The sequence below is a fragment of the Psychromonas sp. SA13A genome, from assembly GCF_011378715.1.
In the GTDB taxonomy this organism is placed as follows: domain Bacteria; phylum Pseudomonadota; class Gammaproteobacteria; order Enterobacterales; family Psychromonadaceae; genus Psychromonas.
Genome location: NZ_WTKU01000003.1, coordinates 138,584 through 156,079, shown reverse-complemented (window position 1 = coordinate 156,079; position 17,496 = coordinate 138,584). Strand labels below are relative to the sequence as shown.

Genomic DNA, 17,496 nt, shown 5'->3' with positions numbered 1-17,496 from the left:
TTTACCATGATTGAACAAGAAATTGCACAAAGTGTTAGCTTAGCGTTAAACGAAGATTTAAATGGATTATCAGCAGCTGAAGGTGACATTACCGCTAATTTAATTCCTGAAGATAAACGCTCAAAAGCGACAGTAATTACACGTGATGATGCAGTTTTCTGTGGTAAGGCTTGGACCCAAGAAGTATTTCGCCAATTAGGTGATCAAGTGACTATCACTTGGCATGTTAAGGACGGAGATTTTGTACTCGCTAATAGCCCGTTGTTCACATTACAGGGGCCAGCAAGAACATTATTAACAGGCGAACGTACAGCATTAAACTTTATTCAGACGTTATCTGGTATCGCAACCACTACCAAGTACTACTCAGACTTAATTGCTTCAACTCAATGTAAATTATTAGATACGCGTAAAACATTACCCGGTTTACGCAATGCCTCTAAATATGCGGTGGTATGCGGAGGTGGTTTTAACCATCGCATTGGCCTTTACGATGCCTACTTAATTAAAGAAAACCACATTATGGCCTGTGGTGGCATTAAACAAGCAATAACAGTTGCTAATCAACAACACCCTGAACGTTGGGTAGAAGTTGAGGTGGAAAGTATTGATGAACTTAAACAGGCATTAGATGCAGGTGCGCAACGTGTTATGTTAGATAACTTCAGCATTGCAATGATGTTAGAAGCTGTAGCCATTAATAAAGGTAATTCACGTCAAGCAGACTTAGAAGTATCAGGCAATGTAGATAACACGACTATTTTAAGTTATGCCGAAACCGGCGTGGACTATATTTCTGTAGGTGCATTAACCAAGCATCTACATGCTGTCGACTTATCAATGCGCTTTATCCAAGAATAAAAAATAACCTAACTGCAAAAAACTTCCTACACTTGTAAAAGTCTTTGTTCTTTTACTGTGTTGGAGGTTCTTATGATAAATACGATTAATCGCTTCAGTCCCTGCCTATTTGTCGTCACGATAAAAAGATTAATAAACTACTATTATATACCATGCAACGGCCTCATTTGCTCCAAACTGACTAAAACATGCCTGCTGATAATCATCTTCTTTAGCACAACTTTTTGCTATGCCCAGACACCGGCAATCCAACTTGCAACCACCTTTCGTCAAGACATTAATATTGAACAATATTTTGTCAGTGAAAAATTAGATGGGTTACGTGCTTACTGGGATGGAGAGCAACTTATATCTAAGCAGGGTAACCGTTTCACTGCCCCAGCTTGGTTTACACGCGATTTCCCCACTACTGCACTTGATGGTGAGTTATGGATATCACGACAACAATTTGAAAAAGTGTCAGGTATTGTGCGTACTCAAGATATAAATAATCCTCGATGGCAACAGGTAAAGTTTATGATCTTTGATCTACCACTCAGCCCAGCACCATTTTCACAACGCATTCAGCAGATGCAACAATTAGTTGATCAAGCGAAGAGCCCCTATTTACAGGTCATAAAGCAACAAAAGTTAACCTCTATTACTGCTTTATACGCATTACTAGATAAGGTTGTAGCTGAAACTGGAGAGGGCTTAATGCTGCACCATGAACAGGCTTTGTATCAACATAAACGTAATAGAGACTTGATGAAACTGAAAAAATTTGAAGATGCTGAAGCGACAGTGATCGAACATCTACCCGGCAAAGGTAAATATAAAGGAAAACTGGGTTCTTTATTAGTAAAAACCGAAGATGGTATCACCTTTAAGATAGGCTCTGGTTTTAGTGATAAAGAACGCCAAAATCCACCGCCAATTGGCGCAACTATCAGCTATCGTTATACCGGCAAAACGCGTAACAATGTACCACGATTTACCTCATTCATGCGCGTTAGAGTAATTTATTAATCACGGTTAAATTAGCTTTAGGGAACTCATATTCAATGAGTTGAGATGCGCTAACCCATTTTATCTCCTGTCCTTCTAAAGACACAGGTTCGCCTTCATAGGCTTTAACTAAATAGAAATGCAGACTCAGGTTTAGTTGGTCATATTGAAAGTTAAGTGAATCAAATAAAGTGAACTGGGTTGCGCTTAATCCTACTTCTTCTTTTAGCTCGCGTAACATTGCGCTTTCAAGCGACTCACCCTGTTCAACTTTACCTCCCGGAAATTCCCACTTTCCAGCGAGGTGCTTACCTTGTTGACGGCGGCTAATAAGTAATTGTTTCTGTTCATTTTGTACAATGGCAATACTGATGGTTTGTTGTTCTATCATAATATTCACACTTACTTGTATCGATTAAGGTTGTTTACGCTTTAAAAAGAAAAAGGTGGTCTTCAAAGAAGTACCACCTTTTATGTCATGCTGCACTGGTGTTATCTAAATAACACTGATATTAGCTCACCCTAATTTACCATGACATTGCTTGAATTTTTTACCTGATCCACAAGGACATGGCTCATTACGACCCACTTTTTTGTTTTCTCGAATAAAGGTATCAGCCGTTTCATCAGCTTCTTTTTCAGCTTCACCATCACTATTGACCTGTGCATGTTGATATTGAATTTTCGCTTTCTCTTCCGCTTCTCGGCGCTGTTGATCAATTGCTTCGGCTTCTTCTTTACTTTGAATTTGTACTTTAGATAAAATGCCTACTACATCCATTTTCAAGTTTTCTAACATCGCAATAAACAGTTCAAAAGATTCACGTTTATATTCTTGTTTTGGATCTTTTTGAGCGTAACCACGTAGGTGAATACCTTGACGAAGATGGTCCATCGCGGCTAAATGCTCTTTCCACAACATATCAATAGTTTGCAGCATTACTGATTTTTCAAATCCAGCAATAATAGACTCGCCCACTTGTTCTTTTTTATCTTGGTAAGTATTACGCGCATGATCTACGATATTTTCACGAATGGTTTCTTCTTGTATATTCGCATCGTCGATTAACCATTGTTGCACTGGTAACTCGATCAAGAAGTCTTGTTTCAGACGCGCTTCTAATCCAGCTAAGTCCCATTGCTCGGTTAACGAATGTTGCGGTACATATTCGTCAATGCAGGTATTGAATACGTCTGCCCACATTTGCTCTATGTTTTCAGTGATATTATCACTGTCCATAATACCATTACGTTGTTGGTAAACGACTTTACGTTGATCATTGGCAACATCATCAAAGTCCAACAATGATTTACGCATATCAAAGTTACGGCCTTCTACTTTACGTTGTGCATTTTCAATAGCACGAGTTACCCAAGGATGTTCAATCGCTTCGCCGTTTTCCATGCCTAATTTTTTCATCATATTAGACACTTTTTCAGAAGCAAAGATACGCATTAACGAATCTTCCATCGACAGGTAGAAACGACTTTCACCGGCGTCACCTTGACGTCCCGCACGACCACGTAATTGGTTATCGATACGACGCGATTCATGACGCTCAGTACCTACAATGTACAAGCCTCCAGCAGCTAACACTGCCGCTTGATCTTCTTTCCATGCAGCGGTTTCAGCAACAATTTGTTGTTCAGTCAACTCACCTAGTTTTTCTAGACGGTTTTGTAAATTACCACCTAATACAATATCTGTACCACGACCGGCCATGTTAGTTGCGATAGTAACTGATCCTAACGCCCCTGCTTGTGCGATAATATCAGCTTCTTTTTCATGGAATTTAGCATTTAAAACATTGTGTTTAATATTGGCTTTGGTCATCAACTCAGAAAGTAATTCAGAATTTTCAATCGAAACCGTACCGACTAACACAGGTTGGCGACGCTCTAAACGTGTTTTAATATCTTCAATAATAGCTTGATACTTTTCGAGCTCAGTCAAATAAACTAAATCGCCACCATCTTTACGAACCATAGGGCGATTGGTAGGGATTACAATAGTTTCTAAGCCATAAATAGACTGGAATTCAAATGCTTCTGTATCTGCTGTACCTGTCATCCCACCTAATTTTTCATATAAGCGGAAGTAGTTTTGGAAAGTAATTGAGGCAAGAGTTTGGTTTTCATTTTGAATTTTAACCCCTTCTTTTGCTTCAACAGCTTGATGTAAACCTTCAGACCAACGACGACCAGGCATAGTACGCCCGGTATGTTCATCAACAATAACGACTTCACCTTGTGCTGTTACAATGTATTCAACATCTTTTTCAAACAGAGTATGAGCACGTAATGCTGCATTCACATGATGTAATAAACTGATGCTAGATGCCGCATATAAAGAAGTATTTTCTTCTAATAACCCACGTTCTTGTAAGATACGTTCAACTTTTTCTTGACCGCGTTCAGTTAATAATACTTGCTTGCTTTTCTCATCAACAGTGAAGTCCCCCTCACCAACATATTCTTCAGTATCTTCTTTATCCTGCTGAGTCAGTAAAGGAATAATTGAATTTAGTTTAGTATAAAGCGTTGCATCACCATCGGTAGGGCCTGAAATAATCAATGGTGTTCTTGCTTCATCGATTAAAATAGAATCAACCTCATCGACAATAGCAAAATGGAGACCGCGCATAACGCGTTGTGATGCTTCAAAAGCCATGTTATCGCGTAGGTAATCAAAGCCGAATTCGTTATTCGTACCGTAGGTAATATCGGCAGCGTATGCAGTACGTTTTTCTTCACCGGTCATACCTGACAAGTTAATACCAACGGTTAATCCAAGATATTCAAATAGTGTTGCATTCCATTCCGCATCACGACGCGCTAGGTAATCATTCACGGTAATAACATGCACACCGTTACCGGTTAACGCATTTAAATAAGCAGGTAATGTGGCCGTTAAGGTTTTACCTTCACCAGTACGCATTTCTGCAATTTTGTTTTCATTTAATACCATACCGCCAATCAACTGCACATCGAAGTGACGCATTCCAAATACACGTTCAGAAGCACTTCTGACTACGGCAAAAGCTTCAACCAAAATATCATCGATGGTTTCGCCTTTAGCGAGACGTTCTTTAAAATAAGCGGTTTTAGCTTTTAACTCTTCTTCCGATAGCGCTTTAATCTCCGGTTCAAGTTTATTAATTTCATTTACTACTTTACGTAGGCTTTTAAGGTAACGGTCATTTCGACTACCTATTATTTTTGTTATTAGCGATGTGATCATTTTGCTTTTCTCATTGTAAAAAGTCGGATAAAAGTTGTAATTTAGCTTGGTAATCTTTGTATATAATAAACTGGGTCTATTTGGGTGCCATCTTTGATGACTTCATAGTGCACATGTGGCCCTGTTGAGCGGCCTGTTGTTCCCATCACTGCAATTTGTTGCCCTTTTTCAACAACAGCCCCGACCGCTACAAGTAACGATGAAGCATGTGCATAGCGTGTTCTCAAACCACTACCGTGATTGATCTCTACCACATAACCATAACCAGTGCGTGCTTCTGATGTTGTTACTACCCCTGCCGCAGTAGCATTAATCGGCATACCTGTATGTCCAGCAATATCAACGCCTTTGTGACGACGTAAACGCCCCGTAAATGGATCTGTTCGAGTCCCAAAGGGGGAAGATATCCAAGATCCTTGAATTGGAACAGGGCGACCAGAAATGAATAACTCATCTGTAAGATGGAGATTAGTTAATGTAATTTCAAGTTGTTGCAGTAAATTTTGATTCTTTTGGTACTGATATGCGAGGAGTGATACATTTTTATGAAGTTTTGCTAGGTCTGAAGTGTCTAATGCTTTTACATTGGAAACAACATTTAACGGCACTGGCTGCTCAATTTCTTCATCTACTGACTCTGCATTTGCAGATATATTATCAATTGGCTCATGGTCAATCGCCTCTTCCACGACTTGCTCGTTGTCAGACTCTACATTTTGGTCTAGGTTTTGCTCTAAACTTTGGTCTGAACTTTGATCTAGACTTTTATCTAGGTTATCGGCATCAAGGATAAGCCCTTGATCAATATATTGGTTAATATCAAACTCAAATTCCTCTTTGGGAAAATTTGATTTATCGACAATACGTTCACCTAAATTATTTAAGCGAATACTCTGTGCCTGTAATTGACCTATTTTAACAGCCAGTGCTTGCACTTGTTGGTTGGTTTGAGATTGTAAGGTGTCTAAATATTGTTGCTTAATGAGGTCTCGCTCACTGAGAGCTTGTATTTTATGTTGGGTTAATTGTTGATGGTAATGCGATTGTAACAGCCAAGCACTCGTCATCAAGATCGCGACAATCAATATGCACACGAAAATAAATGTCGATCTTGTTATAGAAAAGCTATGTTCAGTCTCCTTCCTATTATAAATAACCGTTATACTCATAAACTTAATTCACTATTGATGGCTGCTATGAAATCTTACAAGAAACAACCTAAACCCATTGCACTATTATTAGAAAAAAATAGTTATCAGAAAAGTACATCCTTGATAACTAAGTTGGATATGGTACTACAAAGGCTTTTAAAACAACACAACATCAGTGGATGTCGTATAGGAAATATTGAAAATGGGACTTTGATTATAGAAAGTCCGACCTCACTATGGCTTCAGCGTTTACAATTTATACGAAGTGATCTCCTCAGCGAATTGCGCACCCATCATTCGTCTTTGATTAGCATCAAGGTCAAAGTTAACCCAGCCCTTGCAAAAGTGACCCCATCGCAACTAAAAACTAACAAACCAGTAAAAAAACGCGCCCAAAAAATGAGTAAAGATATTGCAGACTCTTTTTTAGCATTAGCTGAAAATGCCGATCCTAAATTAAAAAAAGCACTACAATCATTAGCTAAATTTTCAACCAATAAAAGTGAATAATAGCGATTAACTAACCAAAACTATTCAATTCGAGTTCTATTCAGTTCTATGCTTAAAGTAAACCAATTCTGTGTTGCAGATTCTAAAGGGCACGAACATTTATCCCCGCTCTAAAAAATGCAAAAAAAAACCACTTTAAAAATAAAGTGGCTTTCATTGAAGTCTATCTTTGCTTAACTAAACACTTATTCAATCTTAATTAAGTATTTTAAGCAGTAACAAAAACAGGTTCGATGTATTGTATTGGTGATTCACTAACAGGTTCTTCAAAGGTCACCATTTCAAATGCTTCTTGATCAGCAAGCAACGCACACAAAAGCTTGTTGTTTAAGGCATGACCAGTTTTAAAGGCTTTTAAATGACCAAGAATGCTATAACCAGATAAATATAAATCACCGATAGCATCTAATACTTTATGTTTAACAAATTCATCTTCGTAACGTAAACCTTCAGGGTTTAATACACGGAACTCATCTAAACCAATCGCATTATCTAAACTTGCACCTAATGCTAGATTATTAGATTGTAGATACTCAACGCTTTTCATAAAACCAAAAGTACGTGCGCGACTGATTTCTTTAACAAATAAGTCACCTGAAAACTGCATTTCAACATGTTGGTTTTGACCTTCAAATACAGGATGATCAAAATGAATTTTAAAATCTAAACTGAATCCATTATCAGAAGGATGCAATTCAGCCCACTTACCTTCTTTTTCATCTTCTACACGTACTGTTTTTTTAATACGGATGAATTTTTTAGCTGCATTTTGCTCTTCGATACCAGCAGATTGAAGCAAGAAAATAAAAGGACTCGCACTACCATCCATGATTGGAATCTCTGGTGCGTCAACATCGATAATAATATTATCAATACCTAAACCAGCCAATGCAGCAGATAAATGCTCAACAGTAGAAATTTTCTGTCCTTGATCATTTACTAAACAAGTACATAAAAGCGTTTCTTGCACTGCTTGTGCATGTGCTTTAAAGCTAACCACCGGGTCAAGGTCAATACGACGATAAACAATACCCGTGTTAACAGGTGCAGGGTGCAACTCTATTGTTACCTTGTTCCCTGAATGTAAACCAACACCCGTTGATTTAACACTTTGTTTTAATGTTCTTTGCTTAATCATAAAATGACCTCCACTACGATGATATCTGCGACGAATGATAACAGTTTGAGATCAATATCACAAACTGTTATATCTTTGGCTTTAATTTAGTTATCTGCTTGACGTCTTAAAAAAGCAGGAATATCCAAGTAACTTTCGGTGCTAGTTTTATCTTTAACTTCAGCAATTGGCTCTACTATTTCAGGCTCCGCTTGACTAGCATCTTCAGCTTCAACATTGCTTTTTGCAACTTCAACTTCAGGTGCTTTTTCAACACTTTCTGGTGTTTTCTGAGTATTAAGCGTAGGGTTTTTAACTACATTTAATTCAGATTTACGCTCACCAATACCCGTCACAATTACTGTAACGTGTAATTCACCCGTCTCTAAGGTTGGATCAACAGTTACACCAATGATATTTTGAGAGTCATCGGAAGCGAATTGTTTTAACGCATCACCCACAGTGTGGTATTCATCCCAACTGAAATCGATACCAGCAACGATATGAACAAGGACACCGCGTGCATCTGATAGATCGACATCTTCTAATAATGGACATGAAATAGCTTCTTCAACGGCTTCTTCAGCACGGTTTTCACCAGAAGATACACCGATTCCCATTACCGCAGTAGTACCCGCTTCTGTCATTACAGTGCGTACATCCGCGAAATCGATATTGATAGTACTTTCTTCATTATTAATGATTGAAGAAAAACCAGAAACCGCATCATAAAGTACGCCATTCGCAGCACGTAACGCATCTAAGAAAGAGATACCACGTGGTAAAGATTTTTGTAGTTTATCATTTGGAATAATCAACAAAGAGTCAATATTTTCAGATAAACGAGCAATCCCCTGCGTTGCGTAATTCATTCGCTTACGGCCTTCAAACAAAGAAGGTTTTGAAACCACACCAATGGTTAATGCACCTTCTTCTTTAGCGATTTCAGCAACAACTGGACAAGCACCGGTACCTGTTCCACCACCCATACCAGCAGCAATAAATACAACATCGGCACCAGTGACGATCTCTCGAATACGCTCTTTATCTTCAAGTGCTGATTTATAACCAATTTCAGGGTTTGCACCGGCACCTAAACCATTAGTGATATTAGCTCCTAATTGTAAGCGAATATCTGCTTTTGATGAACGTAATGCTTGCGCATCCGTATTCATAGCAATAAATTCAGCGCCAGTTAGGCCTTTTTCGATCATATAATTGATCGCGTTACCACCACCACCACCAATGCCAATAACTTTAATTATGGCTTGTGCTGAATGGTCTTCATCATCGATTATTTCAAACATTTGACTCTCTTCCACTCTATTATTTTCTTGTGACATCGTCTGTTACCACCCAATCCATGTAACTTGATAACTAATATTCTTTTTTTATCCAGTTTTTTATTTTACTGAATAAACTTGCAAAACGATTTTCAGGCTCAGCATCCTCTTCACCTGCAAACTCGTCATTTTTATAACGTAATAAACCTACTGCCGTAGAGTAAGCTGGTGAGTTTACATCATCAGCTAACCCTTGAATATGTTCCGGTTTACCAATTCGAACTTGAATATTACCAAATACTTCTTCAGCAACTTCAACCAAACCTTCAATTTGAGCAGCACCACCTGTTATGACAACACCCGCCGCTAATTGTTGCTTTAAACCTTCACGCGCAAATTTATCATTCAATTTAAAGATTTCATTCTTAACTAAAGTTAATAACTCACTATATCGTGGCTCAATAACATCTACTAATATTGAACGCTGCAAACTACGTGCAGGTCGGCCACCGACACTTGGTAAATCGATGGTCTCTTCATCTAGTACTAAGCGTTTATTTAGACACCCATATTTAACTTTTATTGCTTCAGCTGACGTTGGCGGAGCACTAAATGCAATGGCAATGTCGTTAGTCACTGAGTTACCCGCATAATCAAGTACCATACTATGCTGTAATGAACCTGCGATATAGATAGAAAGGTCCATTGTACCACCCCCCATATCGATCATACAGACACCTAGCTCTTTTTCATCTTCACTAAGAATAGCTTCACTTGATGCAACACCTGAAAATGTTAATTGGTCAATCACTAAACCACAACGTTCAACTGCTTTTTCTAAATTTTTAACTAGGTCATTATGACAAGTAATTAAATGTACATTTGCTTTTAGCTTAACACCCGACAATCCAATAGGATTATTAATGTGCCCTTGGGAATCAATAGAGTATTCCTGAGGAATGACATGTAATAAGCGCTGTTCATCACGAATTTTCACTGAACGCGCATTATGGATCACACTTTCAACGTCATAGTTAGTCACTTCGTGTGCATCAATCGCCCAAGTACCCGATTCATTCATTGATTCAATGTGCGAACCTGAAACTGATAAGTTAACTGACGAGACTCGACAGTCAGCCATATCTTCTGCTTGTTTTAACGCACTTGCGATCGACTCAACGACTGCATCTAAGTTCGTTACAGAGCCTTTATCAACTCCCTTGGACGGGGCACTGCCCACTCCAACGATATTAATTACATCATTTGCTAATAACTCACCGATTAAGACAACCACTTTATTACTACCAATGTCTAAACCAACTGTGTAATTACTTTCCATTCGTCTATCACCATTTTCTCTATTTTAAGAGAGAAGAATTAACTCAACATGAGCATAAAATTATTATATTAGGTTTTATTATTTTCTGTTTTCTTCCATCCAATTGCCAACCCAGTATCATAACGAAGATCAACATAATCGATGGAGCTGATTTCATATTTTTGTGCAATTCTTGGAAATGCATTTAAAAATAGTTGTATACGTTCTAATTTTTGTTCTTTACCTAACTTCAAACTAATGCCATTTCTTAACACTAATTCACTGGCATTACGTTGGTCACTATGTAAAGCAGCAATTCTGTAATGACTCGGCAACAATAACTGATTTAATTGTAAATATGTATTCAGCACTTGTTCAGAATGTTTATCATCACCTGACAGCGCAATATAATTATTGTCCTGCTCAGGTAACACATCGATAATTTCGCCAAACCGATTTAATAATGACTTCTGATTCCATGAAGCAACAATCGATTGCTCAACAATATGAATCTTTAATGTATCGGGCCAATTTTTTCGAATCGATGCAGAATAAACCCAGGGCTTTTGCTCTAATTGTTTTTGTATCTCAGCTATTTCTAAAGTAAAGAAATTTAACCTATCTTCTTGGTCTGCTAGCACCTCTCTCACCACATCTTCAGTAATATGCTCGCGGTCACCCGTGAGCACTAATGCCGTTAATGGTGATGATTGGTGGTCCGTTAACCAAAATTTTAATTTAAAAAAGCTATCCTGTAAGGCATACATTAATAGTACAAAAACAAAGAAACCAATCCATTTGCTTATTTTGACCTGTTTTAACTTATGCCACATAGATTATAAAGTTTGCTCTAAAATAGATAACACTAATTGATCAAAGCTAATACCAGCTTGCTTCGCTGCTTTTGGTACTAAACTGGTTTCAGTCATTCCCGGCACGGTGTTCACTTCTAATAGGAACCAGTTTTTGTTTTCATCACGCATAAAGTCAACACGTCCCCAACCGCTACAACCAATAGTTTTAAAAGCTTCTTCAGCTAAATAGTTTAACTCGATTAGTTCATTATCTGACAGCCCACAGGGACACAAGTATTGTGTTTCTGTGGATTGATATTTTGCTTGGTAATCATAAAACTGATTAGTTGTTTTCATACTAATAGCCGGTAATGCGCGACCATTTAGCATTGAAACAGTAAATTCATCACCGGTTATCCAAGATTCAAGTAATACTTTATTATCAAACTTAAAGGCTTCTTCTAAAGCAGCCACTAATTGTTCTGCATTTTCTGCTTTAGCCATACCAATACTTGAGCCTTCGTGTACCGGTTTAACCATTACAGCACCCGATAAGGAAGCTAGTATATCGGTAGCGGTTGATGGTTCAAAGTTTTCTTTGATAATAATTTGATAGCTTGCAGTAGGCAACTGACAACTTTGCCAAATTTGCTTAGTTTTGGCTTTATCCATACCAATTGCAGAACTCGATACATCACTGCCCGTAAAGGGAATATTCAATGTATTTAAAAAGCCTTGAATAGTGCCATCTTCGCCACCACGACCATGCAATACAATAAAAGCTCGCTCAAAACCTAACGCTTTAATTTGTGAAATATCATCAATTTTAGGATCCACGGCATGCGCATCAACACCTTGACGAATTAACGCATTTAAAACGGCATTGCCTGACATTAAAGAGACTTCTCGTTCTGCACTATTACCACCAAACAGAACAGCTACTTTTCCAAAATCTATCGCCATTAACTTGCGCTCACTTGTGTCATTTTTTCAATATCTAATTTTAATTCAGCTAAGGTTTTAACAACTGCGCCAATATTGCCCGCACCTTGAGTAAGGACTAGATCACCTTCTTGAATCACTTTTGCTAATGCACCCGGCAAAGCTTCAGGTGAGGCAACAAAAATAGGCTCTTTACCACTTTGTTGACGAATCGTGCGACATAGCGAACGGCTATCTGCACCTGCGATTGGCGTTTCCCCTGCGGAATAAACATCTAATAATAATAGTTGGTCAACCTGCGATAAAACGTGCGCGAAATCTTCGTATAAATCACGAGTACGTGTATAACGATGCGGCTGATACGCCATCACAAGGCGCTTTTCGGGCCAACCTGCTCGTGCTGCGTTAATGGTTGCTTGTACTTCCGTTGGGTGATGGCCATAATCATCTGCTAACATCGCTTTACCACGACCGGTTTCGAATTCACCATATTGTTCAAAGCGACGACCAATGCCTTCAAAACTTTGTAATGCAGCTAAAATAGCCGCATCTTCAATATCATCTTCCATCGCTACAGCAATTGCCGCAGCAGCATTCAATGCGTTATGTTTACCCGGTAAATTTAACTGGATCGTTAAATCAGGGCGATTATTACGGTGTACTAAAAATTCACTTCTGCTAACCGTTTGTTGAAAGTTAGAAATACGCACATCGGCTTGCTCATGAAAACCATAGGTCACACATTGACGAGCAAAACGCGGGATCAAACTCTCAACCACTTGGTCATCTAAACAAACAACCGCAGTACCGTAAAAAGGTAAGTTTTGAATAAATTGCACAAAAGTATCTTTTAAAACTTCAAAGTCACCTTGATAGGTATCCATGTGATCAGCTTCAATGTTGGTCACTACTGACACCATGGGTTGTAGATGCAAGAATGAAGCATCACTTTCATCTGCTTCGGCAATTAAATAACGGCTTTGCCCTAATTTAGCATTAGTACCAGCACTATTTAGCAAACCACCAATCACAAAAGTAGGATCTAAATCTGCTTCACGATAAATACTCGCAATCAAACTAGTTGTGGTGGTTTTTCCATGCGTACCCGCCACAGCAACACCATGGCGATAACGCATTAACTCGGCTAACATTTCAGCACGACGAACCACGGGAATACGCGCTTGCTGCGCGGCCAATAACTCAGGGTTTTCTTTATTAATGGCTGTTGATACAACCACCACTGAGGCACCATAGATATTCTCTTGTGCATGACCAATAAAGATTTCTGCCCCAATGGTACGCAGACGTTTAACGACGGTATTTTCAGCAATATCAGAACCAGTGATTTTATAGCCTTCATAGGCTAATACTTCAGCAATCCCCCCCATACCAGCGCCACCTATCCCCACAAAGTGGATCTGTTTTACACGGCGCATTTCTGGGATCATGGTACGGATTTCTGCTAATTCAATTTTTGTCATCGGAATTCACTTTCACTATATTTTCACTAAGGAATTACAAACCGCAGCCACTTGCTCCGTTGCATTTCTAATTGCTATATTTTTACAGTTTGTGCTCATATCAACAAGCAACTGCCTATTTTGACTTAATGTCGCCAAACATTCACTTAATTTTTTTGCATTTAAGTCTTTTTGAGGAAGTAATATTGCAGCCTCTGCATTGACTAAACTTTGTGCATTTTTTGTTTGATGATCATCTACCGCATGCGGCAAAGGAACAAAAATAGCAGGTAAGCCTACCACAGCAACTTCTGCAACTGTAAGCGCCCCTGCCCTACAAATAATAACGTCCGCCCAATCATAAGCGGCAGCCATATCAGTAATAAAATCTTGTACTTTATACTCTACATGAGTGTCTTGATAACGTGCTAAAACAGACTCAGAAAAGCCTTTTCCAGTTTGATGCAAAATAGACACTTTTGTCGCATCAAAGTTCATTAATGCTTGAGGTACTGTTTCATTTAAAACTTGTGCGCCTAAACTTCCACCAATTACGAGTACCCTTAAGCTAGAAGAGGATGCTGAAAATTGCTTTTCAGGTAAAGCCAAAAGATCTTTGCGTATTGGATTACCGACTAAAATAGCTTTTTCATTCAAAAATGCACCACTAAAGCCCATTAATACCTTTTTTGAGAAATAAGAGAGTAAGCGATTGGTCATTCCAGCGGTTGCATTTTGCTCATGTAAAACAACTGGAATACCTAAAGTCCAAGCCGCAATGCCACCTGGTCCACTGGCAAAGCCTCCCATACCCAATACTAAATCTACTTGTCTATTTTTTAAGACTTTACGTGCTTGAAAAATTGATTTCAAAATTTGAAAAGGAGCTGCTAGCAAACGTTTGATGCCATTCCCTCTAACTCCGGCCACATCAATAAAATCGATTTCATAACCGTGTTCAGGTACTAACCTTGCTTCCATTCTTGCAGCTGTACCTAACCAGCTAACTTGCCAGCCTTCACTTTTTAATTTATCTGCGACCGCTAAGCCCGGAAATACATGCCCACCAGTACCGCCAGCCATCACCAATAAGGTTTTAGTTTTATTCATATTATTCAACCTTTAGGTCATTACTTGATGCATTGTCAGGCACACTTTTAGATACCTTGCTGGATGTGTTGTCGGCAGTGTTGTCGGCAGCGTTGTCAATCGTCTTGTCTGATTCCGTATCGAAATCAATACTGGATACAGTATTAGGTGCAAAGCTAGGTATATCGCTAGGTATGTTTTTTGGCTTCGATTTTTTCTTTTTGACTTTCTTTGTAATGCGCACCTGAGCAGAGCTTAAACGCGTTTCAAAATCAATACGCAATACCAATCCCACAGCAATAGCAATCGTGATCAAACTCGAACCACCGTAACTAATCAAAGGTAAGGTCAAACCTTTAGTAGGTGCGACACCGGAAGCGGCACCAATATTAACTGCGGTTTGGAAAGCGAACCAAATTGCAATACCGATAGCAACGTAACCAGCAAAAACAAAGTTTTGTTGTAACGCTCTTCTACCAATCGAAAAAGCTTTATAAACGAGAATAAACTCAAGAATAATAACAATACTAACACCAATAAAACCTAACTCTTCCGCGAGAATAGCCATAATAAAGTCAGTATGTGCTTCAGGTAAATATTCAAGTTTTTGTACTGAGTTACCTAGCCCTTCACCAAACCAGCCGCCTCGCCCAAAAGCCATTAAAGACTGTGTTAACTGGTAACTTCGGCCAAATGGATCAGCCCAGGGATCTAAGAAACCAAAAACCCTTGCCATACGATAGGGTGAGGTAACAATCAATAGGATGATCACCGATAACAAGGCCACTGCGATCCCCACGAAAGAGATCATGCGTGCATTAGCAATGAATAACATGCCCATCATGATCACTACGATCACCACGGTTGAACCTAGATCTGGTTGTAATAATAGTAACAACGCCAGTAACGCTAATATCGCCAAAGGTTTTATAAAGCCTTTAATAGTATCAATCACCTCTTTTTGCCGACGTAAAAGGTAGCTTGAAATAAACAACACCACAGACAGCTTTGCAAACTCAGAAGGTTGAATATTCAAGGGTCCAAAACGCAACCAACGTAAGGAACCATTCACTTCAGTACCAATTAATAACACTGAAAATAAAGCTAAAGTGGAAAGTAATAAGATCAAAGGCGTGTATTTATGCCAGCGTGTAATTGGGATCGACACCACCGCAGCTAATATAAATAAGCATAAAATAATATAAATAAGGTGACGTTTTAAGAAACGAAATGGGTCATCGGAAAGTGCTATTCCTTCTGGCATTGAAGCAGAGGCGACAATCACTAAGCCAACGCCCATAAGTGTAAGCACTAACACCAATAAAGAACGATCATAAGCTTGCGGCTGCAGCGACGACTGAAAAGTTAGTGTTCTAAAGACAGATGCTAACTTATTACTAATAGCCCTAAACATGGCTAGATTTTTCCAGTAAGAGCGTTAACTAAATCAATAAAATGATCACCACGTGCCATGAAGTTTTTATACATATCTAAACTGGCGCAGGCAGGTGTCAAAATAGCTAAATCACCAGCTTCGGCCTGTTGATTAATATGTGAAATCGCTTGATCTAAATTTTCAACAATAATGGTTCGAGCATCCTGTTCTGCAATTAATGCAGCATCACGTCCGAAACAAACAATCTGCCCTTTTATTTCCTGTAATACCGATTTTAATTCAGAGAAATCAGCGCCTTTACCGTCACCACCTAAAATAACATGCACTTTACCTTGAATGGTATCAGACAAGCCTAATAGCGCTGCTTGGGTTGCACCAATATTAGTGGCTTTAGAATCATTGATCCAACGAACACCTTGCACTTCTTTAACAAACTCACAACGGTGTTTGAGTCCAGTATAGGTTTGTAATGTAGCTAACATACTCGTCATAGGTAAATCAACTTGTTGCCCTAAAGCGAGCGCAGCTAATGCATTCATCCAATTATGCTTACCACTCAATTTCAAAGCAGAACAAGCTAATAAAGGTTGTTGCTCAAGGCTTAAATAATGTTCATTTTTTTGAACCATTAAACCATAATGCTGTTGGTCAAAACCAAAGCTTAATTGAGGTTGTTTTTCAGTAAAGGTTAATGGGTCGTCACGGTTAATCAAAACCGATTGACTTTGTTGATAAATCTTATGTTTTGCATCGATATAAGCTTGGTAGCTTGGGTAACGGTCTAAATGATCTTCGCTGATGTTTAAAATAGTAGAGATATCAGCATTTAGAGACTCGGTCGTCTCTAATTGGAAGCTAGATAATTCTAAAATATAAAGTGCAACATCGGCGCTTAATAAATCTAAGGCTGGTACACCAATATTACCACCCACCCCAACATTAACGTTAGCATCAACAGCCATTTCACCAAGTAAGCTAGTCACCGTACTTTTGCCATTTGAGCCAGTAATGGTAACCAATTTTGCATGTTGATAAGGTGCTGTTTTTAATTCACGCGCAAATAACTCAATATCACCGATCACTTCCACACCCGACTTGATAGCGGCATCAATTGCTGGCGTCGCAATTGCAATGCCAGGACTAACCACTAAACAATCAAATTGACATAAAAGTTGTGCTGATAAAGGCCCGCTGATCAGCTTTGTTGTTGCGTCAAGTTGGTCTTTGCCAGGCGGAACTGCACGAGTGTCGAAGACAGTAACTACAATGTCTTTTTTACGGAAAAAATTGACACAAGATAGGCCAGTTGCTCCCAAACCAATAATGGCAATACGCTTAGCAATCATA

15 protein-coding genes are annotated in these 17,496 nt (G+C 38.8%); 3 read left to right on the top strand and 12 right to left on the bottom strand.

The window, feature by feature from the left end:
• Window positions 1-6 precede the first annotated feature (6 nt).
• Window positions 7-861, top strand: coding sequence for a carboxylating nicotinate-nucleotide diphosphorylase (gene nadC / locus GQR44_RS04715; protein ID WP_166369770.1), 855 nt, complete (start codon window positions 7-9; stop codon window positions 859-861).
• Window positions 862-933: 72 nt separating this feature from the next.
• Complete coding sequence (locus GQR44_RS04710) at window positions 934-1,869, top strand: DNA ligase (RefSeq protein WP_166369768.1); 936 nt, start codon at window positions 934-936, stop codon at window positions 1,867-1,869.
• Here the strand turns inward: GQR44_RS04710 and mutT are convergent.
• From mutT to GQR44_RS04695, 3 genes are all read right to left on the bottom strand, one after another.
• Window positions 1,853-2,239, bottom strand: coding sequence for an 8-oxo-dGTP diphosphatase MutT (gene mutT, locus GQR44_RS04705; protein WP_166369766.1), 387 nt, complete (start codon window positions 2,237-2,239; stop codon window positions 1,853-1,855). The genes GQR44_RS04710 and mutT overlap by 17 nt on opposite strands.
• Before the next feature lie 126 nt (window positions 2,240-2,365).
• On the bottom strand, window positions 2,366-5,089 hold the full coding sequence (secA, locus tag GQR44_RS04700; protein WP_166369764.1) for a preprotein translocase subunit SecA: 2,724 nt from the start codon (window positions 5,087-5,089) through the stop codon (window positions 2,366-2,368).
• A gap of 41 nt (window positions 5,090-5,130) precedes the next feature.
• Window positions 5,131-6,156, bottom strand: coding sequence for a M23 family metallopeptidase (locus GQR44_RS04695; RefSeq protein WP_166369762.1), 1,026 nt, complete (start codon window positions 6,154-6,156; stop codon window positions 5,131-5,133).
• A 60-nt stretch (window positions 6,157-6,216) separates the two neighbouring features.
• On the opposite strand from GQR44_RS04695, the gene GQR44_RS04690 reads away from it, so the two are divergent.
• Entirely contained in the window at window positions 6,217-6,750 is a 534-nt protein-coding gene (locus tag GQR44_RS04690; protein WP_240923559.1) for a DciA family protein, read from the top strand.
• A 208-nt stretch (window positions 6,751-6,958) separates the two neighbouring features.
• Here GQR44_RS04690 and lpxC read toward each other — a convergent pair whose 3' ends face one another.
• The 9 genes from lpxC to murD all read right to left on the bottom strand — a co-directional run bounded on the left by lpxC (window position 6,959) and on the right by murD (window position 17,495).
• Window positions 6,959-7,888, bottom strand: coding sequence for a UDP-3-O-acyl-N-acetylglucosamine deacetylase (gene lpxC / locus GQR44_RS04685; RefSeq protein ID WP_166369760.1), 930 nt, complete (start codon window positions 7,886-7,888; stop codon window positions 6,959-6,961).
• Between the two features lie 86 nt (window positions 7,889-7,974).
• A complete protein-coding gene (ftsZ, locus tag GQR44_RS04680; protein WP_240923558.1) occupies window positions 7,975-9,210 on the bottom strand; it encodes a cell division protein FtsZ in 1,236 nt (411 codons plus the stop codon).
• A gap of 34 nt (window positions 9,211-9,244) precedes the next feature.
• The gene (gene ftsA, locus GQR44_RS04675) at window positions 9,245-10,489 is read right to left on the bottom strand and encodes a cell division protein FtsA (RefSeq protein ID WP_166369758.1); all 1,245 of its coding nucleotides are present in this window, start codon (window positions 10,487-10,489) and stop codon (window positions 9,245-9,247) included.
• Window positions 10,490-10,557: 68 nt separating this feature from the next.
• Window positions 10,558-11,301 (bottom strand): cell division protein FtsQ/DivIB, encoded by a 744-nt coding sequence (locus GQR44_RS04670; protein ID WP_166369756.1) that lies wholly within the window; start codon window positions 11,299-11,301, stop codon window positions 10,558-10,560.
• A 3-nt stretch (window positions 11,302-11,304) separates the two neighbouring features.
• Complete coding sequence (locus GQR44_RS04665) at window positions 11,305-12,225, bottom strand: D-alanine--D-alanine ligase (protein WP_166369754.1); 921 nt, start codon at window positions 12,223-12,225, stop codon at window positions 11,305-11,307.
• Entirely contained in the window at window positions 12,225-13,685 is a 1,461-nt protein-coding gene (murC, locus tag GQR44_RS04660; RefSeq protein ID WP_166369752.1) for a UDP-N-acetylmuramate--L-alanine ligase, read from the bottom strand. The genes GQR44_RS04665 and murC overlap by 1 nt, the downstream gene beginning before the upstream one ends.
• Window positions 13,686-13,700: 15 nt before the next feature.
• Complete coding sequence (gene murG, locus GQR44_RS04655; protein ID WP_205962963.1) at window positions 13,701-14,783, bottom strand: undecaprenyldiphospho-muramoylpentapeptide beta-N-acetylglucosaminyltransferase; 1,083 nt, start codon at window positions 14,781-14,783, stop codon at window positions 13,701-13,703.
• Window positions 14,776-16,167, bottom strand: coding sequence for a putative lipid II flippase FtsW (gene ftsW / locus GQR44_RS04650; protein WP_166369748.1), 1,392 nt, complete (start codon window positions 16,165-16,167; stop codon window positions 14,776-14,778). Before ftsW ends, murG begins: the two co-directional genes overlap by 8 nt.
• A gap of 2 nt (window positions 16,168-16,169) precedes the next feature.
• Window positions 16,170-17,495 carry a UDP-N-acetylmuramoyl-L-alanine--D-glutamate ligase gene (murD, locus tag GQR44_RS04645; RefSeq protein ID WP_166369746.1) on the bottom strand — a complete coding sequence of 442 codons (1,326 nt, stop codon included), beginning with the start codon at window positions 17,493-17,495 and terminating at the stop codon, window positions 16,170-16,172.
• Between the last annotated feature and the right edge of the window lies 1 nt (window position 17,496).